This is a genomic window from Bilophila sp., assembly GCF_057864385.1.
The window spans coordinates 43,329-65,244 of the sequence record NZ_DBMAFI010000019.1 but is presented as its reverse complement, the minus strand read 5'-3'; the positions used below and the strand labels follow the sequence as shown (position 1 = coordinate 65,244).

Here is a 21,916-nt window from a genome sequence, read left to right as displayed (position 1 = left end):
CGGTAGATTTTTTCTTGGCTGTGTTATAAAACGGTTGCTGTTTTTTTCCTTGAAGTTCCAAAGGGATAACTGGAAAAATGCCTTAGCCGTGGATCCCGCCAGGGAGAAAACTGGAAAAAAGGCTGTATTTTCCACCGTACTGTGGAGATGAAACAACCACATACTATAACAGAGCTTTTTTTGGGGGAAAATGAAGTCTTGAATGATTTTGAGGCTGTTGTTTAGTTCTGTCAGAAAACAGGATTGATATATTGAAACATTCACTTTTGCAATGGAAACCGTATTTCAACTATATCAAATTCAAAATGAATTTTTTAGAAAGGCTGTGTCATAGGAAACGGTTGATGTTTTATTTCTTGAAATTCCAAGGGAATAGCCAATAAAATGCCACAATTATGGAACCCATCAACTAAAAATTTGAGAAAAATTCTGTATTTTCACCATACTGTGGAGATAAAACAACCATATACTATGACAGAGCCTTTAGAAAATCATCGAAAAGGCGAATGCTTCGATAGAGTTGCATGATATGGTGAAAAGACTCTATTTAGAGTCTGTTGACGGCCTCCATGAGTAAAATATTTGGCTCTGTTATATAATTGTTTCATCTCCACAGTACGGTGGAAAATACAGCCTTTTTTCCGGTTTTTCCCTTGGCGGAATCCATAGCCAAGGCATTTTGCCGGTTATCTCTTTGGAACTTCAAGGAAAAAAGCATCAACCATTTTCTATAACACAGCCTTTTTAAGAGCGGACGTTTCCCAGCGTTTTTCGGATTACGGAAGAGGTGCTTTTCAGACGAAGGACATCTTAATAAAAAGGAGTATCGTATGGACGTATGTTTTGTGACCGCCAAGTTGACGGCGAAGAAAGGCATGGAAGCGCAGCTTGAAGCGGAAGTAGTAAAGAACATTCCGAACGTGCGGGCTGAAAAGGGTTGTATCCGGTACGATTTCCACAAGAACCGCTCCGAAGACGGCACGTTCCTTTTCTATGAGATCTGGGAAAGCCCGGAAGCCCTCGACGCCCACGGCAAGACCCCGCACATGCTGGCCTATAAGGAACGCACCAAGAATCTGCTGGCCTGCCCGACCGTCGTAACCGTCTGGTCGCAGGTTGATTGCCGATAGGAAAAGCGCCGCCCGTTGCCGTGAATCAAACAAAAAACCGCCTGAACCAACAGGCGGTTTTTATTATGGGGAGCGGTTTCCATTCTTTTTGGCCTTCCACTTTTCCAGAGGACAGGCTCCGCATTACTCACCTTCGGCTTTCCAGAAAGGCTGTATCCTAGAAAATGGTTGATGCTTTTTTCCTTGAAGTTCCAAAGGAATAACAGGCAAAATGCCTTGGCTATGGATTCCGCCAAGGGGAAAGCTGGAGAGAAAGGCTGCATTTTCATCGTGTTGTGGAGATGAAGCAACCACATACTATGACAGAGTCTTCAGGAAAATGGCTCTCCGCGTTTCCGGGGGACGGACGCCAAGGGCCAGCTTTGAGCCCACCCGTCCCGCCATCGACCCTTATAAAAGTCTTGGGAGGGAGAGGGGTGGGGTTTGGGGAGGGGAGAGGGAAGCCTTTCTCCAGAAAGGTTCCCTCTCCCCTCCCCAATCTTCCCTAACTTTCCCTACCCCCGCCCTCTGAACTGCCGCTTGTCGCCCACCCTGATGGTGACGCGCTCACGGTCGAAATATTCGAGAAGCGGGATGACATACTTGCGGGAAAGGCCGCCGGAAAGCTCCTTGAACCCGGCGGGATCGAGATCGTCATGGGAGGTGAACCACGCCTGCATCCGGGCCTTGAGCTCCTGAATGACGGGGCCGTGGAAATACAGGCCGTCCTTGACCTTCACGAGGCTGCCGTCCTCGCAGAGCAGCTTGAGCACTGGGGCTGCGGCCTTGGCGTCTACGTTGAGAGCCTCAAGGACATCCTTGAGGTTCGGCGGCGTGAACCCGCCGTCCACATGCGCCTTGAACAGCGCGTCGCGCAGCCCGGCCTGATCCGACTTGAGGGAGACGGTGTGCGAGGCCATGCGGATGACGTCGCCCTCGGAAACCAGCTCGCCCGAACGCAGCAGGCGCTCCACGACGAAGAAAGCCAGCTTCGGCGGGATGCCCTTGCTCCACGCTTCGCGGCCCGTACCGCCGGAGAGGAGCGCGCCGCGCGCCATGCCCTGCTTGAGCGGTTCCTTTTTATGGAAGGCTTCGGCTACGGCAAGGCAACGCTTGGCGAGTTCGGCGGAAGCTCCGGCAGAGACGTAGCCCTTTTCCTCACGGTCGAAGCAGAAGATTTTCCCTTTGCCGGAAAGCGCCTGCAATACTTTGTCGAGCCGCTTGGAGTCGAGGTTGGTCAGTACGGAAAGCTGCGCGATGTTCGCGCCGCGGTTCCCGGCAAGCTCGATCTGCATACGGACGCGATCCTCATCGGAAGCGGCCTCAAGGCCGAGCAGGGAGGCGACGCGATCGGGGGTGGCATCCCGGCGGCGCAATCCGGTGCTGATTGGGTCGAGCACGACGCCGCCCGCTACGGTACGCAGCGGCGAGAAGGCCCGCACGACGCAGTGGTCGCCGAATACGCCCACCAGCGGCTCGTCAAGCCGGACTTCGCACAGCGTGGTTTCGCCGGGGCCGAGCTTGTCGCGGTCGAGGAAATAGAGCCGGGCGGCGACTTCGCGGGCTTCGTGGTGGAAATGGATTTCGGCGCGGTGGCGCAGGGCGCGGGGCGAGGAGCCAAGGCAGGTCAGCCGCACCAGCCAGCGATCGGAAGGGAACAGTGTCCCCGGAAGGGCCAGCACGTCGCCGCGCTCCACATCCGCCACATCCAGCCCTTGCAGGTTGACGGCGGTACGGTGGCCGGATTCCGCCACCTCCACGGATTCCCCGTGGCTTTGCAGGCTGCGGGCGCGGGTAGCGAGTTTTTTCGGGAGCAGTTCCAGCGCGTCGCCCACTTTGATCGAGCCGGAAATCATGGTTCCGGTCACGATAGTCCCGTGGCCCTTCAACGTGAATACCCGGTCTACGGGCAGGCGGAACAGATCCGTCCGGCGGCGGGGCGCGAGTTCCTTTTCCTGTTTGATGATATAGTCACGGAGTTTGTCCACGCCTTCGCCGGTCTGGGACGACACCGGGAACAGCGGCGCGCCTTCGAGGAAAGTCCCTTTGAGGAATTCGGAAATGTCCTCGACGGCGAGTTCGAGCAGTTCGGGATCGACCATGTCGGTTTTGGTCACGGCAACGAGGCCGTGCTTGATCCCAAGCAGGGAGCAGATTTCGAGGTGCTCGCGCGTCTGCGGCATGACGCCTTCGTCCGCGGCGACGACCAGCATCACGAAGTCGATGCCCGACGCGCCCGCGACCATATTCTTGACGAATTTTTCGTGGCCGGGTACGTCCACAATGCCGAGCCGTCCTCCGCCGGGCAGATTGCAGAACGCAAAGCCGAGCTCGATAGTGATGCCCCGGCGTTTTTCCTCTTCGAGGCGGTCGCAGTCGATCCCGGTCAGCTTGCGCACAAGCGAAGTTTTACCGTGGTCGATGTGACCCGCCGTTCCCATTACGATAGCCATAGCAATGCCTCCGGCGGCAAGGGGCTGCCGCCCCTTTGACCCCTGTCGGTGGAAATGATTTCCCCCGGCCCCCTCGGTGCCACCGCGCGCTTTTCAGCCGAAGCGCCGCTTCATCCGAAAACCGCGCGACGGGCCTGTGGGCGTCAGGAGTTTCCGCTTTTGAAAGTGAAAGAACGAAAAGGCCGCTCCGGGGAACTGCCGCCTGAAAGAAAGGAGCCGCGCCGCCCGAAACGCCGCTTGCCCCGTTTGGAAAAGTCTTTGGAAGGAGGGGGATGGGGTTTGGGGAAGGGGGAGGGAAGCTTTTCTTCAGAAAAGTTCCCTCCCCCTTCCCCAAGTTCCCGTTACTTGCTCAACACGTTGCCGATGCCGAGGATGCCCGCCTCGTCGAAATCCCTGCCGATGAGCTGCATGCCGACGGGGAGGCCGTCCGCTTCGCCCACGGGGAACGAGAGGCCGGGGAGCCCGGCGAGGTTCAGGGACACGGTGTAGATGTCCATAAGGTACATCTTGAGCGGATCATCAATGATGGAGCCGAGTTTCCACGCCGTGACCGGAGAGACCGGGCCGAACAGGGCGTCGCAGGAGCCGAGCGCGTTCAGGTAGTCCTGGCGGATGAGGCGGCGGATCTGCGCGGCCTTCTTGTAGTAGGCGTCGTAGTACCCGGCGGAAAGGACGTAGGTGCCGAGCAGGATGCGGCGCTGGACTTCCTGCCCGAAGCCTTCACTGCGGGAACGGCAGTAGAGGTCGTCGAGATTCTTGGGATCGGCGGCGCGGTAGCCGTAGCGCACGCCGTCGAACCGGGAGAGGTTCGAGCTGGCTTCGGCCATCGCTACAATATAGTAGGCGGCGATGGCGTGGCGGGTCGCGTGGGGCAGGGATACGTCCACGAGTTCCGCGCCGAGGTCACGGGCACGGTCAAGGGCATCTTGGCACGCCTTGGCGACCGGGCCGTCCAGCCCTTCGGCCATGAATTCGCGGGGCACGCCGAGGCGCACGCCTTTGAGGTCGGCACGGGAGAAGTCGGCGTAGTTGTCTACGGGGCGCGGCGAAGAGGTGGAATCGCGTTTGTCGTGCCCGGCGATGACGGAAAGCACAAGGGCGGCGTCTTCCACGGTGCGGGCCAGCGGGCCGACCTGATCGAGCGAGGAACCGTAGGCGATGACGCCGTAGCGGGATACGCGCCCGTAGGTGGGCTTGAGGCCCACGCAGCCGCACAGGGCTGCGGGCTGGCGGATGGAGCCGCCGGTGTCCGTGCCGAGGGAGGCGTAGCACTGGTTCGCGGCGACGCTGGCGGCCGAGCCGCCGCTGGATCCGCCGGGGACGCGTTCGGGATCGCGGGGGTTGCGGGTCGGGCCGAAGGCGGAGTTTTCCGTGGAGGAGCCCATAGCGAACTCGTCCATGTTGTTCTTGCCGACGATGACCGCCCCGGCTTCCTTCAGGCGTTCGACCACAAAGGCGTCATAAAACGGATTGAAGCCGCCGAGGATTTTGGAGCCGGCCGTGGTGCGCGTGCCCTTGGTGACGATGGCGTCCTTGACCGTGACGGGCACGCCCCAGAGGGGCTTGGAGGCGTCCGGGCCCTGCGCGTCGAGGGCGCGGGCCTCTTCAAGGGCCTGTTCGCGTACGGTGATCAGGGCATGGATGGACGGTTCCGTCTCGGCGATGCGGTCGAGGCAGGCTTTGGCCACGGCTTCGGCGGTGACGTCGCCCCCGGCGAGGCGCGCCCGGATTTCGGCAAGGGAGGCTTGGATCAGATCGGACATGGGACGCTCCTAGACGATGCGGGGCACGACGAAGAACTGCCCGTCGGTTTCCGGGGCGTTGGCGAGAACGTCCGTATGCATGTTTTTCTGGATGGGCTCGTCGGCACGGTAGGGCGTGGAGTGCTCCACAGGGCTGTACAGCGGCTCGACGGCGCTGGTGTCCACTTCGGCGAGAATATCCATATAGGCAATGATGTCGGCGCATTGTTCTCCGAATTTGGCGAGCGTGCCTTCTTCGGGGGCGAGGCGGGCAAGTCTCGCAAGGTGCGCCATGCGATCCGTGGTGAGCATGAGGAGAACCTTTCGGCTAGAGGTTGGCAAAAAGAAAAAATTACCATCGGCGGTTGTGGATGGTCAAGACGCCCGTTCCGGGAGGCGTTTGTTGTTATAATGAGGGCCGTATTTTCAACTATATGAAATTCAAAACAGATTTTTTAGAAAATCATCAAAAAGGCGAATGCCCCGTTCCGGTGCGTGCGGCGGGCCAAAAAGAAAGGGGGTATTCCCCCCTTCCCCAGAACTTTTTTCCTTGGCTCTGTCAGTATGTGGTTGCTTCATCTCCACAACACGGTGAAAATGCAGCCTTTCTCTCCAGCTTTCCCCTTGGCGGAATCCATAGCCAAGGCATTTTGCCGGTTATTCCTTTGGAACTTCAAGGAAAAAAGCATCAGCCATTTTCCAGGATACAGCCTTTTCCTTTGGCCCTGTCATAGCATGTGATTGTTTTATCTCCACAGCATGGGAAACTATCGGCTTTTTCTCTGGCTTTTCTGCCGATGGGCTCCGTGCTTGGGGTATTTTACTGGTTATTCCTTTGGAATTTCAAGAAACAAAGCCTCAGCCGTTTTCTACGGCGCAGCTTTTCCCCGGCTATTCAGCTCCGCCCCGTCCTGCGGGAGGCCTGCGCGGTGGCCTTGTCGCGGCGGATCTTCTGCTTTTTGACGGACGACGCTGTGGCCTTGCTGGATGGCTTGTATTTGGTGAGGGCGGAGGCCACGGTGATGCCTTTGGTGCGGGATTTGAAGCCGGCCTCCACAAGCCTGCGGACTTCTTGGCTGCGTATCCCGGCGGATTCGGCGCCGAGGATGACCGCGATGAGGCGGGTATTGCCGCGCCGCACGGTGGAAATGATATTGTAGCCGGAAGCCGTGACCCAGCCGGTTTTGAGGCCGTCGGCGCCGGGGCAGGCCCCAAGCAGCGGGTTTTTGTTCCTTGTGACCGCCCCCCGGTGCTTGAGCACGCGGACGCGGTGGTATTGGAGCGCGGAAGGGTTGTTTTTAAGGTAGACGTACCCAAGCCGCGCCATATCCCTGGCTGTGGTGTACTGCCCGGCGGCGGGAAGGCCGTTGGGCGTTTTGAACGTGCTGGAGGACATGCCGATCTGGCGGGCCTTCCTGTTCATCATTTTGACGAAGGCACGGCCCGAACCGCCCACGCGCTCGGCGACGGCCATCGAAGCGTCGTTTCCGGAAGAGACGGCCATCCCCATAAGCAGGCGTTTCAGGGAAACGCGCTCCCCTGCGCGCAGGCCCATGCGGGAGCCCCCCTGACGCGCGGCGTGCCGGCTGACGCGGATTGAGTCGGAGAGCTTGACCTTGCCGGAACGGATGGCGTCGAACGTCACCATCATGGACATGACTTTCGTGAGGGAGGCCGGGGGGATCCGCGCGTCGGGGTTTTGGGAATAGAGTATTTTGCCCGTGCGGGCATCCATGAGCACGGCGGAGCGGACATTGAGGAGCCGCCCGGAAGCGGCGCTTTGGGCTGTGGCGGCTTTCCGGGCGCTCCGGGCTTCCGCGGCCGGGGCAAGGATGAGGGAGGCGGCTATGAGGAGGAATCCGGCAAAAAGCGGGATTCTCAGGAAGCGGCATTTGGATCGCAGGGGGGTGGACATGCTGGATACGCTCCGGGAACCGTGTCTAGGGAAATGGGGAATCAGATAAGAACCTTATTCCAGCCGGATTGCGATGACAAGGGAAAACAGGTTGGTTTCCCGGCGAAAGGCCCCAGCGGGGCCCACTTTCTCATCAGGAACATAATTCTTTGATATTCCATATTGTTATGCCTATACCCCAACCCAGCCGCCATGAGAGTGTAAAAAAAATAGGCTCCCCCCTCTGGACGACATCGAGGAATGCTTTATTTCTTTCGCATAAAACATGACATCATCACCTCTTTACAGGGTGTGAGTCCTCGAGGAGGAACCTATTATGGGCAAAATCATCGGAATCGACCTTGGCACGACGAACAGTTGTGTCTATGTTATGGAAGGCAAAGACCCCAAATGCATCACCAACCCGAACGGCGGCCGTACGACCCCGTCCGTGGTCGCCTTCACCGACAAGGAGCGTCTGGTCGGCGACGCCGCCAAGCGTCAGGCCGTGACGAACTCCAGCCGTACCGTTTTTGCGGTCAAGCGTCTGATGGGGCGTATGGCCAATTCTCCCGAAGTCGAACATTGGAAGCAGCACGCTCCCTATAAGATTGTGGCCGGCGCCAATGGTGCCGCCGTGGTCGAAATCGACGGGCACCAGTACACCCCGCAGGAAGTCTCCGCGACCATCCTGAGCAAGCTGAAAGCCGACGCGGAAGCCTATCTCGGCGAACCCGTGACCGAAGCCGTCATCACCGTCCCGGCCTACTTTAACGACGCCCAGCGTCAGGCCACCAAGGACGCCGGGCAGATCGCCGGCCTCGACGTCAAGCGCATCATCAACGAACCCACCGCGGCCTCCCTTGCCTACGGTTTTGACAAGAAGGCCAACGAAAAGATCGTCGTGTTCGACCTCGGCGGCGGCACGTTCGACGTGTCCATCCTCGAAGTGGGCGACAACGTGGTTGAAGTGCGCGCCACCAACGGCGACACCTTCCTCGGCGGCGAAGACTTCGACCAGCGCGTCATCAACTATCTGGTGGAAGAATTTAAGAAAGAACAGGGCATCGACCTTGCCAAGGACAGCATGGCCCTCCAGCGTCTGAAAGACGCCGCCGAAGCCGCCAAGAAGGAACTGTCCACGTCGATGGAATCCGAAATCAACCTGCCGTTCATCACGGCCGACCAGACCGGCCCCAAGCACATGCTGATCAAGCTGTCCCGCGCCAAGCTGGAACAACTGGTCGCCGACCTCGTGCAGAAGACGCTGGACCCCTGCCGCAAGGCTCTGGCCGACGCCAACCTGAAGCCTTCCGACATTGACGAAGTGCTCCTCGTGGGCGGCATGACCCGTATGCCTCTGGTCCAGAAGACCGTGGCCGACTTCTTCGGCAAGGAACCCAACCGTTCCGTGAACCCCGATGAAGTGGTCGCCATGGGCGCCGCCATTCAGGGCGGCATCCTCGCCGGCGACGTGAAGGACGTACTGCTTCTCGACGTGACCCCGCTTTCCCTCGGCATCGAAACCATGGGCGGCGTGTTCACCAAGCTGATCGATCGCAATACGACCATCCCGACCCGCAAGAGCCAGACCTTTACGACCGCCGCGGACAACCAGCCCTCCGTGTCCATCCACGTGCTGCAGGGCGAACGTCCGATGGCCGCCGACAACATGACGCTGGCCCGTTTCGACCTGACCGGCATTCCGCCGGCACCGCGCGGTGTGCCGCAGATTGAAGTGGCCTTCAACATCGACGCCAACGGCATCGTGAACGTGTCCGCCAAGGATCTCGGCACGGGCAAGGAACAGTCCATCCAGATCACCGCTTCGTCCGGCCTCTCCGATGCCGACATCGAAAAGCTGGTGAAGGAAGCCGAAGCCCACGCCGCCGACGACAAGAAGAAGCAGGAGCTCATCAGCGCCCGCAATCAGGCCGACGGTCTGATCTACGGTACTGAAAAGTCCATCAAGGATCTCGGCGACAAGCTTGACGCGGCCCTCAAGAGCGACATTGAAGGCAAGATTGCCTCCCTCAAGACGCTCATGGAAGGCGAAGACGTCGAAGCCATCAAGAAGGCGACCGAAGAACTGGCTCAGGCTTCGCACAAGCTGGCCGAACAGCTTTACTCGCAGGCTCAGGGCCAGCAGCCCGGAGCTGACGCCGCCGCGGGCGCCCAGCCCGGAGCTGGCGCGGCTGGCGGCAAGAAGGCCGACGACGACGTGATCGACGCCGACTTCACCGAATCCAAGTAATAAGAGAAAGGCAGTGCCTCCGGCGGCTGGGGGGCGAGTCGCCCCCCAGACCCCGGCAGTACGGCCTGAAAGCCCGAAACGCCCGGAACTTTTGTTCCGGGCGTTTCGGGCTTTCAGGCCGTTTCTGATCGCGTCGGGTGGTTGCTGTTTGAGGGAGGGGGATTTTCAAAGGCTGTGTCATAGAAAATGGTTGGTGTCTGATTTCTTGAAATTCCAAAGGAATAACTCATAAAATGCCCCAATCATAGAACCCATCAACGGAAAATGAGGTAAAAGGCATATTTTCAACATACTAGGGAAATAGAACAACCATAGGCTATGACGGAACCTTTAAAAAAGGCGGGGAATGACAGGCGGGGAGGAATAGGATAGGGGGAGAAAAACACGGAGGTTGCTTATGAAAGCGATGCGGCGCAAGGATCGGCAAGTATCCGCCGAAGAAGCGATGGAGTATTTGAAAGCCTCGGTATACGGCGTGCTGTCCACTGTCGGCCCGGACGGAGAGCCCTATGGCATACCTTTGACGTATGCGGTTGAGGAAGGCGGCAAGAGCCTCGTGTTCCACTGTGCGCGCGACGGCTACAAGTTGGATTGCTTTGCCGTGAATCCCAGGGCGCATTTTGTGGCGGTGCAGGAAACGAATGTGTTGCCCGAAGAATTTTCCATCGAGTACAAGAGCGTTATGGTGTCCGGGAACCTTGAAGAGATCGAAGATCGTGAGGAGAAAGTCCGTTGTGCGCAGATCGTCGGCGACAAGTATTCCACCATCAGTTCGGAAGGGTACGCCAACCGCGCCGTGGATAAGATCCGGGTGTTCCGCCTGAAGATAGAGCATATCTCCGGCAAGCGTCTCGTCAAGGCCGGAGAGCCCGGCATGGGCTATAAAAAAGGGTAGCAAGATGCCGAAAACGGGGAAAAGGCCAGCCTTTTCCCCGTTTTTTTGTATAGAAAGAAAACCGCCCCTTGAAGGGGCGGTCATGATTGGGAAAGTTCCATCATAGCATGTGTTTGTTTCATCTCCTCAGTACACTGAAAATACAGTTTTTATCCTGTTTTCCCATTGACGGAATCCATGCCTAAGACATTTTGTCGGTTATTCTTTTGGAACTTCAAGGGAAAAAGCATCAACTAGTTTCTATGACACAGCCGTTCGGAAATGAAAAGGAACTTTCTCAAGAGGCCACTCTTATCCGTTTTCGAGGAGCAAAATCAGGATAGGGGATTTTGGTCAACAAGTAGGCTGAGAAGTCCTTTTTTCAAGAAGCGCAGTCATAGTATATAGTTGTTTTATTTTTACAGTATACTGAAAATATAAGCTTTTTCTTCAATTTTCCGCTGGTGGGTTCCACGGTGGAGCATTTTATGAATGGCTGTGTTATAGAAAATGGTTGATGCTTTTTCTTTTAATTCAAAATGGATAGCTAGAAAAATGCCTTAGCCGTGGATCCCGCCAAGGGGAAAACTGGAAAGGCTCTGTCATAGTATGTGGTTGTTTCATCTCCACAGCATGCTGAAAATACGGCTTTTTTATCCGGTTTTTCCATTGACGGAATCCATGGCTAACATATTTTGTTGGTTATCCTTTTGGAACTTCAAAGAGAAAAGTATCAACCATTTCCTATGACACAGCCACTGGAAAAAGGCTGTATTTTCCACCGCACTGTAGAGTTGAAACAACCACATACTATAACAGGGCGTTATGAATTATTCCTTTGGAATTTCAGGAAATCAGACATCAACCATTTCTTATGACACAGCCTTTCAAGAAAGACGAGTAGCAATGAGGGGATATGTTTTTTGGGGGGACAGCGCGTGTAGCCGCTATGCACATGCGTGGTTCGCGCAGGTAAGAAATTCATGGGAAGGTGTACGGCGTATTCGTGATTGCGTTTTAGGTTGTGTTGTTATTTTATGTGTAATTATTTGAAATTATTGGAAAAATATTTTTTCATAATTTTATAAATAGTTAAATAATTTCAATAGATTATATCTAATTGAAGCAGCAACCTAGTAAAGGCCGCCTTGCCCAGAGAAACCTCCTCGTGTTCGCTATTCCTCTTTTCCCCTTTCTTAACAGGTAGATGAGGAAGCGCCTTTTTTCTTGGCTGTGTCATAGAAAATGGTTGATGCTTTTTTCCCCTGAAGTTTCAAAGGAATAACCAGCAAAATACCTTAGCCATAGGTTTCTCCAAGGGGAAAACTGGAGAAAAAGGCAGTATTTTCACCATATTGTGGAATGAAACAACCGCATACTATGACAGAGCCTTTTTCTTACGCGAAACCGACAAGAGGGATTCGATAAGGTCAAAAGTCTTTGAAGAGGGAGGGATGGGGTTTGGGGAAGGGAGGGGGAAACTTTCTTTAGAAAGTTTCCCCCTCCCTTCCCCAATTCCATTCTTATTCAGCTTCCCCAATCCACTTCTTCAGCGGGGTCTCCATCTCTTCGCGGATGGCGGCGAGGGCTTCGGCGCTGTCCGCTTCAAAACGGGTGACGAGGACGGGCTGGGTGTTGGACGCGCGGACAAGGCCCCAGCCGTGGGGGAAATTCACGCGCGCGCCGTCCAGCTCAATGGTGTCGTAAAGGGCGCGGAAATGGGCCTTGACCTTCTCGACGACGGCGAATTTGGCGTTGTCCGGGCAGGGGATGTTGATCTCGCGGGTGGCGAAGGACGCGGGCCAGCCGGGGAGCCCGGTCATGGGCTTGTCCTGTGCCGAAAAGAGGGCCACAAACCGGGCCGAGCCATAGATGGCGTCGTCGAAGCCGTACCAGTTGTCGGCAAAGAACATATGGCCGGACATCTCGCCGGCGAGCGGGGCGCCGACTTCCTGCATCTTGGCCTTGATGATGGAGTGCCCGGTAGTCCACATCAGGGGATTGCCGCCGTGCGCCTTGATGTCATTGAACAGACGGCTGGAGCACTTCACGTCCGCGATGACCGTGGAGCCCGGCTTGCGGGACAGCAGTTCACGGGCATAGAGGGAAAGGACTTCGTCGCCGAAAAGCAGCCGCCCGTCGGGATCGACGATGCCGAGGCGGTCGGCGTCGCCATCCAGCCCGATGCCGAGATCGGCCTTTTCTTCCTTCACGCGGGCCATAAGCGCCTGCATGTTGGCCTCTACGACTGGATCGGGGTGATGGTTGGGGAAATCGCCGTCCGGCTCGCAGAACATGGGGATGACCGTTGCGCCGAGCTTGGTGAGGATGTCCGCGCAGATTTCGCCGCCCGCGCCGTTGCCGCCGTCGAGCACCACTTTGACCGGGCGGGCCAGCTTGAAGCGGCTGAGGATATCCTGTTTGTACGTGGGGATGATGTCGATGCGGGAAGCCGTCCCCGTGCCTTCGGCGAAGGCGCCCTCCTCAAAGATGGCCTTGATCTTTTGGATTTCTTCGCCGTGGATGGTGGACTGCCCGGCCCATACCTTGAACCCGTTGTATTCCGGCGGGTTGTGGCTGGCGGTGATCATGATGCCGCCCTGCCGGTTGAGGTGCTTGACCGCAAAATAGAGCGCGGGGGTGGGTACCATGCCGATGCTGATCACATCGATCCCGGTGGACAGGAGGCCCTCTACAAGCGCGTCGTGGTACGCGGGCGAGGAATGGCGGCAGTCATAGCCGATGACCGCACTGCTGATGCCCCTGCCTGCGAGATAGGTGCCGCAGGCTTTCCCAAGATGGGTCACCCATTCGGCGTTGAAGTCCTTGTCCACGACGCCGCGGATATCATAAGCGCGGAATACGTTGCCTGCGTTCATTTTTTCCTCCGGGCATAGCCCGCTGTTTGTCGTATGGCGTGCGAAGAACATACGCTATGGCAGAAAAGAGAGGCGCTGGGTGCATAAAGAACCGTATTGGCCGTTTTCCGTAGTATACGTTTTGATGCGTTTGAAGGTTGGAACAACCGCAGCCTTTTTTATAGCAGACACCCCTCCCGCCCGCAAATGAGAAGGAAAAAGCCTTGACGGGCGGCAACGGGACAATACGCGCACTTTAGTCATTAGAACGGCGAAAGTCGCGTTCTTGGAAGAAAAAAACTAAATGAACTTGACCGTCTGTGCAGGATGACCTATATTTTGTAGACTCTGAATCCATTTGGCAGGCAATCCCGGAACGGACGGAATCCCGCCTGCGCCCGGATGGATTTGCCCCCCCTCCGAAGGGGGATGCGATGCCCGGCCCGTGCCGGTGCGCCCCGCATGCCCCGGTACGGAGGAGTTTTTCTGGCCATATGAAGGAATCTTGATGAACTGGGACTGGGACAAGCTCCAAGAGAAACGGCAGAGGCAGAACTGGGGTAACAACAATAACAACAGCAATAATAACGAAGAAGAGCCGCCTTTCGGCAGCGGGAGCGGCAGCGGAGGCAGGGGGCCGGACTATGAGAAGCTCTCCGACGCCTTCAAGCGCCTGCCTCACCTCTCCGCGCCCGCCGGCGGCAAGGCCAAGTGGATCCTTGTCGCGCTCGTCGCCGTATGGCTGCTTTCCGGCATCTATATCGTCAACCCCGATGAAGAGGGCGTTGTCCTGCGCTTCGGCAAATACGACCGCACGGTCGGGGCCGGCCCGCATTACGCGCTGCCCTTTCCCATAGAAACCGTCTACAAACCCAAAGTCACGCAAGTCCAGCGTGTGGAAGTGGGCTTCCGTTCCGTAGGGCAGGGGCGCACCTTCCAGCAGGGTGCGAACCGTTCCCTGCCTGAAGAGGCTTCCATGCTCACTGGCGACGAGAACATCGTCAACGTGCAGTTCAGCGTCCAGTACCAGATCAAGAATCCGGTGGAATATCTGTTCAACGTGACGGATCAGGCCGCCGTGGTCAAAAACGCCGCGGAAGCCGCCATGCGTGAAGTCATCGGCAACAGCCTCATCGACTCCGCGCTGACGGACGGCAAGCTCCAGATCCAGACGGAAGCCACGCAGCTTCTGCAGGAAATCCTCGACCGCTACAAGGTCGGCGTGCGCGTCATAGCCGTCCAGCTTCAGGACGTCCACCCGCCCAAGGAAGTCAGCGACGCCTTCAAGGACGTCGCCAGCGCCCGCGAGGACAAGAGCCGCATCATCAACGAAGCCGAAGCCTACCGCAACGAGCTCATCCCCAAGGCGCGCGGCCTCGCCGCCGAGGTGGAGAATCAGGCGCAGGCCTACAAGGAAACCCGTATCCGCAATGCCGAGGGCGAAGCCGACCGCTTCCTCGCGCTCCTCAAGGAGTACGAGCAGGCCAAGGACGTCACGAAGCAGCGCATGTATCTTGAAGCCATGGAAGAAATCCTCAGCCGCCCCGGCATGGAAAAACTCGTTCTTCCGAAGGACGCCGCCGATCGCGTGCTGCCGCTTTTGCCGCTCATGCAGCCCGCCCCGTCCGCCGGAAAAATTGCGCCCCAAGAACACCTTTCCGGGGGACGGCTCCCGGAAGCAACCCTGAGCAGACCGAGGGGGGACAACTGATGGAAAAGCGTTTTCCCTTTTTGATCGGCCTGATCATCATTCTGGTTTTGATCGGTTCCCAGAGCATCTTCATCGTCAACCAGACGGAAAAGGCGCTGGTGATCCAGCTCGGCGACCCTGTGGACAGGGTGTTTGGGCCGGGCCTGCATTTCAAGATTCCGCTTATCCAAACCGTCGTGCGTTTCGACGCGCGCGTATTAGATTATGAGGCAAGGGCCGCAGAGGCCTTGACCAGCGACAAAAAAGCTATAGTTCTCGATAACTACGCTCGTTGGCGGATCATCGATCCCTTACAGTTCTACAGATCGGTGCGCACGATACCGGGGGCCCAGGCCCGCCTTGATGACGTCGTGTACTCCCAGTTGCGCGCCCAGGTTGGTCGGCACAGCCTGACCGAGGTCGTCTCGAGCAAACGCAGCGGCATCATGGCCGACGTGACCCGCCGCGCTTCGGACATCATGAAAGAGTATGGTATTGAAGTTGTTGACGTGCGCATCAAGCGCACCGACCTGCCCGCCGAAAACCAGCGGGCCATTTTCGGAAGGATGCGGGCCGAACGCGAGCGCCAGGCCAAGCAGTACCGCTCCGAAGGTGTCGAAGAAGCGACAAAACTCCGTTCCGAAGCAGACAGGGAACGGGCAGTGATACTGGCAGAGGCCAACCGCCGTTCATCCGTCATCCGCGGTGAGGGCGATGCGACGGCGGCACGGGTTTTTGCGGAAGCTTTTTCCCGCGCCCCGGACTTCTATAAGTTTCAGCGCGGGCTTGAAGCGCTCAAGAAGGGCTTCGAGCAAAATTCCCGCATTGTGATTACGAACGATGACCCTTTCCTCGCCCCCATCAGATAACCCCGGGGGTATGGAGTTCTTCAATGACGTTTTTTCAGGAAGTTTATGACCGCATCCGTTGTGCGACGAATGCCAGAACCCAAACGGAACTGGCCGCCGTGCTTGAAATACGGCAGTCAAGCATTTCGGATGCGAAGCGTCGGAATTCGATCCCTTCCGACTGGTACATGAAACTGTTTGAAAAGTTCGGGCTCAACCCCGATTGGATCAAGAGCGGCACCGGCCCGATGTTCCTGAAGATCGATCAGGTCTATACGCCGGTTGAAGGCCCGCCGGAAGGGTTCCGCGAGGAACCGGCCCACTATGCGGACCCCAACGCCATCAGCACGCTGGCTAAGGTTTATTCGACGCAATGCGCGTATGAAGAGGGGCATCCCGCCCCGGATTTGCAGACTTCGGGCAAGATTGCCCTGCCGCAGTCCTACGTCAATGCGCAGACGCTCGTGTTTCATATCGAATCGGATTCGTTTTCCCCGCTGATCCGCCGCGGGGCCTATGTCGGGGTGGATACTTCGCGTGCGCATCCCATTTCCGGCGAAGTGTACGCCGTATATATGCCGCATGAGGGCGTGGCGCTCAAGCGCCTGTTCCTCGACGGCGATCATGACCGCTTCATCCTGAGGACGGAACAGCCCGCCCATCCCGGCGTGGTGCTTCTCCCCCAGGACTGTCCGGGCCGCATCCTCGGCAGGGTGTCTTGGGTGTTGCAGAATGTGTAATGTATAACCGGTGAGGGGCTTTTCCCAAAAGCCCCTCGCCCGGCCCCAACGTATAACGGCTTTACGTTCATTGAATCCCTGTTCGCGGTTTTCCCTGTCGGCCTGTTGGCCTGCGGGGAGGCCGGGAGCAGGGATTTTATGGACTGGGAGGGCTGGCAATGTTTGGGGAGAGCTCGTGGGATGCCTTTTTGAAAGGCTGCGTCATGGGAAATGGCTGATGCCTTCCTGAAGTTCCAAGGGAAGCCGATGCAATGCCGCAGGCATGGAGCCCGGCAACGGAACAGCTGGAGAAAAGGCCGTAGTTTCACCATACTGTGGAGATGGAACAGCCGCGTCCTATGGCGGGGCCTTTGGAAAAGGGCCGCTTCACGATTCAATGAAAAAGAGGAGAATGCTTTGGAGAGTTCCATGATACGGCGTGCGTTGAGCGCCGTTTTGCTTTTGCTGGCGCTGGCTGGGGCGGGGTGCTCACAGAACAGGATCGTGTACGCGCAGCCCGGCGCGCAAGCGCAGCCGCCCCAATATCCCTCTTATCAGGGCTCGTATACGGGCACTGCGATCCCCCCGGCATGGCTGCCCCTGTACCAGCGTTTGCGTGCCGACGGGCTGGACGGCCCGGATCTTCCGGTTCTCTTTGCCTCGATGGGGATGCCGTCGCAGGATCCGATGGGCCGCAAGATCAAGGAGCTCTATACCAAGGCCTTCGCCCCCAAGCCAAAGCCGGCGCCGCCCTCCGCAAAGCCCGCAGCCCCCGCCCGCCCCAAGCCGTTGGTCTATCCCGGCGTGATCACCGCCGGGAATGTGGAGAAATGCCGGGCCTTCCTTGAGGCCAACAAGCCCGCCTTCGATTATGCCGAACGGACATTCGGCGTGCCGCGCCAGATTTCCGTGTCGCTCCTGTTCGTGGAAACCCGCCTCGGCACGTTCTTGGGCAAGGAAAAGGCGTTCTACACGCTGGCGAGCATGGCTTCATCCCGGCGGCCAGAGGCCATTTCCACGTATGTGGCGCAGCTTCCCGGATCCGCGGCGGCCAATCGCCAAAGCTGGATCCAGCAGCGCATGGAGCAGCGTTCGGACTGGGCCTATAAGGAACTGGTCGCCCTGCTCAAAAATATCCGCGCATCCGGCGAGGACGCGCTGTCCATGCCGGGCTCCATTTACGGGGCTGTCGGGCTGTGCCAGTTCATGCCCACGAATATCAGCCACTACGGGGCCGACGGCAACGGGGACGGCGTGGTGAATCTGTTTGACGTGCCCGACGCCGTGGCGAGCCTTTCCAACTACCTCGCACGGCACGGCTGGAACAAGGCGGCGACCCGCGCCCAAAAGCAGAAGGTCATCAAGACCTATAACCGTATCGACATCTACGCCAATACGATCCTCGGCCTTGCGGAGGCGCAGGGGTACGTGGCGGAGTAACGCCCCCTCCTGTTCCCTAGGCATCCTCATGGAGGACAAAGGAAAAGGTTCTGTTAAGTATGTGGTTGTTTCATCTCCACAGTGCGGTGAAACATACGGCTTTTTTTCCAGTTTTCCCCTTGGCGGGATCCACGGCTAAGGCATTTTTCCGGTTATCCCTTTGGAGCTTCAAGGAAAAAAGCATCAACCATTTTCTATAGCACAACCAAGGAAAAAGGCCCCAGGCTAAGGCTTTGGAACCTTGGCGGGCCTATCGCCCCGTCCAAACGGGGGAGGGGACTTCTCGGAATTGTATCCGTCCGTTCGCCAAGGCGTCACGGAAACGGCGTATCAGTTTGGCCTGTCTCTCTAGACGGGCCAAACTTTTATTCGGAGAATGAAAATGACGTATCGACTTTCCGGCAGGCTGTTGAACAAGGGCCTCATGGGTGCCGTGGCCGCACTGCTTCTGCTGATGGGGCTGTTGGCTCCGGCGAGGGCCGAGCTGGTTCAGTTTGTCTATACCTCTGACCAGCATTATGGGATCACCCGTAAGGCATTCCGTGGGCTGGATAAGGTGTCTTCCCGCGAAGTCAATGCGGCGATGGTGCAGGCCATCAATACGCTTCCGGGGATCACGCTTCCCGATGACGGCGGCGTCCGGGCCGGGCAGCCCGTGCAGTGGGCCGATGCGGTGATCTCAACCGGCGACATCGCCAACCGCATGGAAGGAACCGATGAGCGCCTGATCCCTTCGGCTTCGGAGTGCTGGGCCCTGTTCGAGCAGCAGTACATCAACGGCGTCTCACTCAAAAACCGTGCGGGTAAGGCGGCGGAAGTGCTGGCTATTCCCGGCAACCACGACGTGACCAATGCCGTGGGGTTTTACAGGGCGATGGCCCCGGCGAAGGACAACGGCTCCCTGCTCGCCATGTACAACCGCGCCAACAACGCCTCGCTGACGCCCGAAGCCTTTGACGCGAAGCGGGACAAGGTGTTTCTGAGCCGGGAATACGGCGGCGTGCGTCTGCTTTTCGTACAGATGTGGCCTGACAGCGCGGCCCGGTCATGGCTCGGTGCGCAATTGGCCGGCATCCCTTCCGGCAAGCCGGTGCTGCTGTTCACCCACGATCAGCCGGACATTGAGGCGAAGCACCTCATCAACCCCAATGGTTCCGGGGACATCAACGCGAAGGACAAGTTCGAGAATCTGGTTTCCGACGTGTCCAGCGTTCGCAAGGCCAAGGAAGTCCCGGTCAAGGAACACCGAGAGCTTGCGGCGTTCCTCAAGAAGCACCCCGCCATCGTTGCGTATTTTCATGGCAACGAGAACTACAACGAGTTCTACACGTGGGGCGGCCCGGACAACGACATCGCCATGCCCGTGTTCCGCGTGGATTCCCCCATGAAGGGCAATGTGTCCGGCAAGGACGAGAAACGCCTTTCCTTTCAGGTGGTGAGCATTGATACCGACGCCCGGAAGATGACCGTGCGCGAAGCCCTCTGGAACGCCGATCCCAAGCATCCGGCGGTTACGTGGGGGGAGAGCAAGACCATCGGGATTTAGTGCGGATGGCGGAGGATAGCATTGGGGAGGGGGAGGGGAAACTTTACTTAAGAAGGGGGGAGCACCCCCACGTTTCCCCACCCCCTCCCCAAACTCCACCCCCTCCTCTTCAAAGACTTTCGTGTTTATCGAGTCCCTGTCCTTGAGCTTTTCCGGCGCGGATTGTTTTTGAAGCAAGATACATTGCAAAGCGGAAATGTTCCAAGCGAAAAGAGTATATTGGAATTTTTCGCACAACGCCTTTTCCAATTCCCCAAAAAAAGAAGCCGTCTGAACATCGTTCAGGCGGCTTTGCTGCCTTCAGGGAAGGCTTGCAGCAGGGATTCGATAAAGTCGAAAGTCTTAGGAGGGGAAGGGGGAGGTTTGGAGGGGGGAGGGGAACCCTTCTGGAGAAGGGTTCCCCTCCCCCCTCCTCTTCAAAGACTTTCGTGTTTATCGAATCCCTGTCCTTGAGCTTTTCCGGCGCGGATTGTTTTTGAAGCAAGACACATTGCAAAGCGGAAATGTTCCAAGCGAAAAGAGTATATTGGAATTTTTCGCAAAACGCCTTTTCCAATTCCCCAAAAAAAGAAGCCGCCTGAACAGCGTTCAGGTGGCTTTGCTGCCTTCAGGGAAGGCTTGCAGCAGGGATTCGATAAAGTCGAAAGTCTTGGGAGGGGAAGGGGGAGGTTTGGAGGGGGGAGGGGAACCCTTCTAGAGAAGGGTTCCCCTCCCCCCTCCAATCTTCAATCCCTACCTTCCCCTTCTCAACGACAATGCTTCGGGCATGAACAGCTTGGCGAGCAAAAGATAGGGGATGGCGAAGATGACCCCGGCGATGCCGCATATGACGGCGTGGCGCATGGCTGCGGGCAGATAGGCGTACAGGGAGGGGAACCAGAGGGGCAGGCGGCCTGAAAGCCCGTAGACCGCGGAAAAGGCCAGCAGCGTGCCGGGCAGGGCCAGCAGGCAGCCCTTGATGAGCAGGCGCCCCATGCCGTCGAACGCGCCCCTGCCGTGCTTGCGGATCCAGAACCACGACAGGGCAAGGGTGTAGGCGAAGAGGCAGAGCGTCGTCAGCGTGGCAACGCCGAACGCCCCCCAGAGCTTTACCGCGATGGGATAGACGGGCAGGGCCGCAATGGTCGCTGCGGTGCCTACGATGGCCGGGGTGAGGGTATTCTGGCGGGCGTAGAAAGCCCTTCCGATAACCTGCTGCACGACCCAGAAGGGGACTGAAAGGAGCAGCATCTGGAGCAGCGGCGCGGCGAGGATGGTTTCCTCGGCGGAGAATTGCCCGCCTTCAAAGATGAATCCGAGCGTGGGCAGGGCAACGGCCATCATATAGGCCGTGAGCGGGATGACCACGAGCATGCTCCCGCGCAGGGCCGTGCCAAGGGTCTTGTCGAATCCGGCGTCGTCACCCTTGGCCGCCAGCGCGGCAAGGAACGGGAAGGACGCCACGCCCGCGGCCTGCGCCACCACGCCCACAGGGACAAGCATGATGCGCCGGGCATAGCTCAGGAGGCTCACCGCCCCTTCTCCCGCCATGGAGCCGAAAATACGCACGAATTGTTCATCCATAGCCACAATGGACACGCCGAGCATAAGCGGCAGGGCCAGCAGGAGAAGCCGTTTGAGGAGCGGGTGGCGCAGGTTGAAGCGGAGCCGCAGCCCGGCGGGGATGCCTTCGGGCAAGGGCGCGCCGGAGGAGCGGGCCGCCATGACGGGCAGCAGGAACGAGCCGAGGGCCGCGCCGAACAGGACGCCCCAGCAGAAGCCTTCCATGTCCCTCCCGGTCACGAGAAGGCCGCCCGCGATGATGCAGCCGTTGTAGATGAGCGGCGTGAGCGCGGGGGTGAGGAACTGCTTGCGGATGTAGAGCAGGGCGGATACGCACGCGCCGGGCAGGAAGAAGACCTGTGCGGGCAGGATGATGCGCAGGAAATGGGACAGCCGTGCCTGTTTTTCCGGGGAAAACCCCGGCCCGACGAGTTGGGAGAGTTCCGGGGCGAAGATCCAGGCCACAGCGGTCAGGACGGCTATGCTGAGGGTCGCCCACCAGAACACCGCCGAGAAGAACCGCCAGCCGTCGGCCTCATCCTCCTCGAACCGTTTGGAAAGCAAAGGGATCAGGGTGATTGAGATATAACCGCCCGCAAGCAGGTGATTGAGGAAGTCCGGGATCACGAAGGCCGCGAAATAGACGTCCGATTCCGCACCCGCCCCGAATTGCCACGAAACCACCTTATCCCGTACCAGCCCCATGAGCCGGGACAGGAACACGCTGCCCGCCATGATCAAGGCCGCTATGCCCATTTTATGCGTTGCCGTCAGTCGCACTGGTTATCCTTATGATTGGAGGTTCAAACCGGGAAAAGGGCTTTCCGGGGAATATTTGGGGCTGTGTCACAGAAAACGGTTGATGCTTTATCTCTTGAAATTCCAAAGGGATAACCAATGAAATCCCCCAGTTATGGAGCCCGCCAGCGGGAGACTGGAGAAAAAGC

16 protein-coding genes are annotated in these 21,916 nt (G+C 58.0%); 9 read left to right on the top strand and 7 right to left on the bottom strand.

The features are described 5' to 3' along the window. Positions 1 to 830: 830 nt before the first annotated feature. Positions 831 to 1,130, top strand: a complete 300-nt coding sequence (locus ACZM8Y_RS08185; RefSeq protein ID WP_482332158.1) for a putative quinol monooxygenase — start codon at positions 831 to 833, stop codon at positions 1,128 to 1,130. A gap of 123 nt (positions 1,131 to 1,253) precedes the next feature. Here ACZM8Y_RS08185 and ACZM8Y_RS08180 read toward each other — a convergent pair whose 3' ends face one another. The 4 genes from ACZM8Y_RS08180 to gatC all read right to left on the bottom strand — a co-directional run bounded on the left by ACZM8Y_RS08180 (position 1,254) and on the right by gatC (position 5,616). Continuing rightward, positions 1,254 to 1,424, bottom strand: coding sequence for a hypothetical protein (locus tag ACZM8Y_RS08180; protein ID WP_487480270.1), 171 nt, complete (start codon positions 1,422 to 1,424; stop codon positions 1,254 to 1,256). Between the two features lie 200 nt (positions 1,425 to 1,624). Continuing rightward, complete coding sequence (selB, locus tag ACZM8Y_RS08175) at positions 1,625 to 3,562, bottom strand: selenocysteine-specific translation elongation factor (protein WP_482332163.1); 1,938 nt, start codon at positions 3,560 to 3,562, stop codon at positions 1,625 to 1,627. 341 nt (positions 3,563 to 3,903) lie between these two features. Continuing rightward, positions 3,904 to 5,325 carry an Asp-tRNA(Asn)/Glu-tRNA(Gln) amidotransferase subunit GatA gene (gene gatA, locus ACZM8Y_RS08170; protein ID WP_482332166.1) on the bottom strand — a complete coding sequence of 474 codons (1,422 nt, stop codon included), beginning with the start codon at positions 5,323 to 5,325 and terminating at the stop codon, positions 3,904 to 3,906. Positions 5,326 to 5,334: 9 nt separating this feature from the next. After that, positions 5,335 to 5,616, bottom strand: coding sequence for an Asp-tRNA(Asn)/Glu-tRNA(Gln) amidotransferase subunit GatC (gene gatC, locus ACZM8Y_RS08165; RefSeq protein ID WP_287548292.1), 282 nt, complete (start codon positions 5,614 to 5,616; stop codon positions 5,335 to 5,337). Between the two features lie 59 nt (positions 5,617 to 5,675). Between gatC and ACZM8Y_RS08160 the strand changes: the two genes are divergently transcribed. After that, positions 5,676 to 6,038 (top strand): hypothetical protein, encoded by a 363-nt coding sequence (locus ACZM8Y_RS08160; RefSeq protein ID WP_482332175.1) that lies wholly within the window; start codon positions 5,676 to 5,678, stop codon positions 6,036 to 6,038. Between the two features lie 161 nt (positions 6,039 to 6,199). Here ACZM8Y_RS08160 and ACZM8Y_RS08155 read toward each other — a convergent pair whose 3' ends face one another. After that, a complete protein-coding gene (locus ACZM8Y_RS08155) occupies positions 6,200 to 7,219 on the bottom strand; it encodes a D-alanyl-D-alanine carboxypeptidase family protein (protein WP_302553498.1) in 1,020 nt (339 codons plus the stop codon). Positions 7,220 to 7,535: 316 nt separating this feature from the next. Between ACZM8Y_RS08155 and dnaK the strand changes: the two genes are divergently transcribed. Then, entirely contained in the window at positions 7,536 to 9,452 is a 1,917-nt protein-coding gene (dnaK, locus tag ACZM8Y_RS08150; protein WP_308771808.1) for a molecular chaperone DnaK, read from the top strand. Between the two features lie 397 nt (positions 9,453 to 9,849). After that, positions 9,850 to 10,347 carry a pyridoxamine 5'-phosphate oxidase family protein gene (locus ACZM8Y_RS08145; protein WP_479859283.1) on the top strand — a complete coding sequence of 166 codons (498 nt, stop codon included), beginning with the start codon at positions 9,850 to 9,852 and terminating at the stop codon, positions 10,345 to 10,347. 1,502 nt (positions 10,348 to 11,849) lie between these two features. Here ACZM8Y_RS08145 and ACZM8Y_RS08140 read toward each other — a convergent pair. Next, complete coding sequence (locus ACZM8Y_RS08140; protein ID WP_482332186.1) at positions 11,850 to 13,205, bottom strand: phosphomannomutase/phosphoglucomutase; 1,356 nt, start codon at positions 13,203 to 13,205, stop codon at positions 11,850 to 11,852. A gap of 487 nt (positions 13,206 to 13,692) precedes the next feature. Here ACZM8Y_RS08140 and hflK point away from each other — a divergent pair, with 487 nt between their 5' ends. The 5 genes from hflK to ACZM8Y_RS08115 all read left to right on the top strand — a co-directional run bounded on the left by hflK (position 13,693) and on the right by ACZM8Y_RS08115 (position 19,427). Then, a complete protein-coding gene (gene hflK / locus ACZM8Y_RS08135; protein WP_482332190.1) occupies positions 13,693 to 14,895 on the top strand; it encodes an FtsH protease activity modulator HflK in 1,203 nt (400 codons plus the stop codon). After that, positions 14,895 to 15,743, top strand: coding sequence for a protease modulator HflC (gene hflC, locus ACZM8Y_RS08130; RefSeq protein WP_302553492.1), 849 nt, complete (start codon positions 14,895 to 14,897; stop codon positions 15,741 to 15,743). Before hflK ends, hflC begins: the two co-directional genes overlap by 1 nt. Positions 15,744 to 15,766: 23 nt before the next feature. Then, a complete protein-coding gene (locus ACZM8Y_RS08125) occupies positions 15,767 to 16,462 on the top strand; it encodes a LexA family transcriptional regulator (RefSeq protein ID WP_302553491.1) in 696 nt (231 codons plus the stop codon). A gap of 408 nt (positions 16,463 to 16,870) precedes the next feature. Beyond that, positions 16,871 to 17,881 (top strand): lytic murein transglycosylase, encoded by a 1,011-nt coding sequence (locus ACZM8Y_RS08120; RefSeq protein ID WP_479859454.1) that lies wholly within the window; start codon positions 16,871 to 16,873, stop codon positions 17,879 to 17,881. Between the two features lie 382 nt (positions 17,882 to 18,263). Further along, the gene (locus ACZM8Y_RS08115; RefSeq protein ID WP_482332204.1) at positions 18,264 to 19,427 is read left to right on the top strand and encodes a metallophosphoesterase family protein; all 1,164 of its coding nucleotides are present in this window, start codon (positions 18,264 to 18,266) and stop codon (positions 19,425 to 19,427) included. Positions 19,428 to 20,159: 732 nt separating this feature from the next. On the opposite strand, the gene murJ is transcribed toward ACZM8Y_RS08115, so the two are convergent. Continuing rightward, entirely contained in the window at positions 20,160 to 21,749 is a 1,590-nt protein-coding gene (gene murJ, locus ACZM8Y_RS08110) for a murein biosynthesis integral membrane protein MurJ (protein WP_479859146.1), read from the bottom strand. Positions 21,750 to 21,916 lie beyond the last annotated feature (167 nt).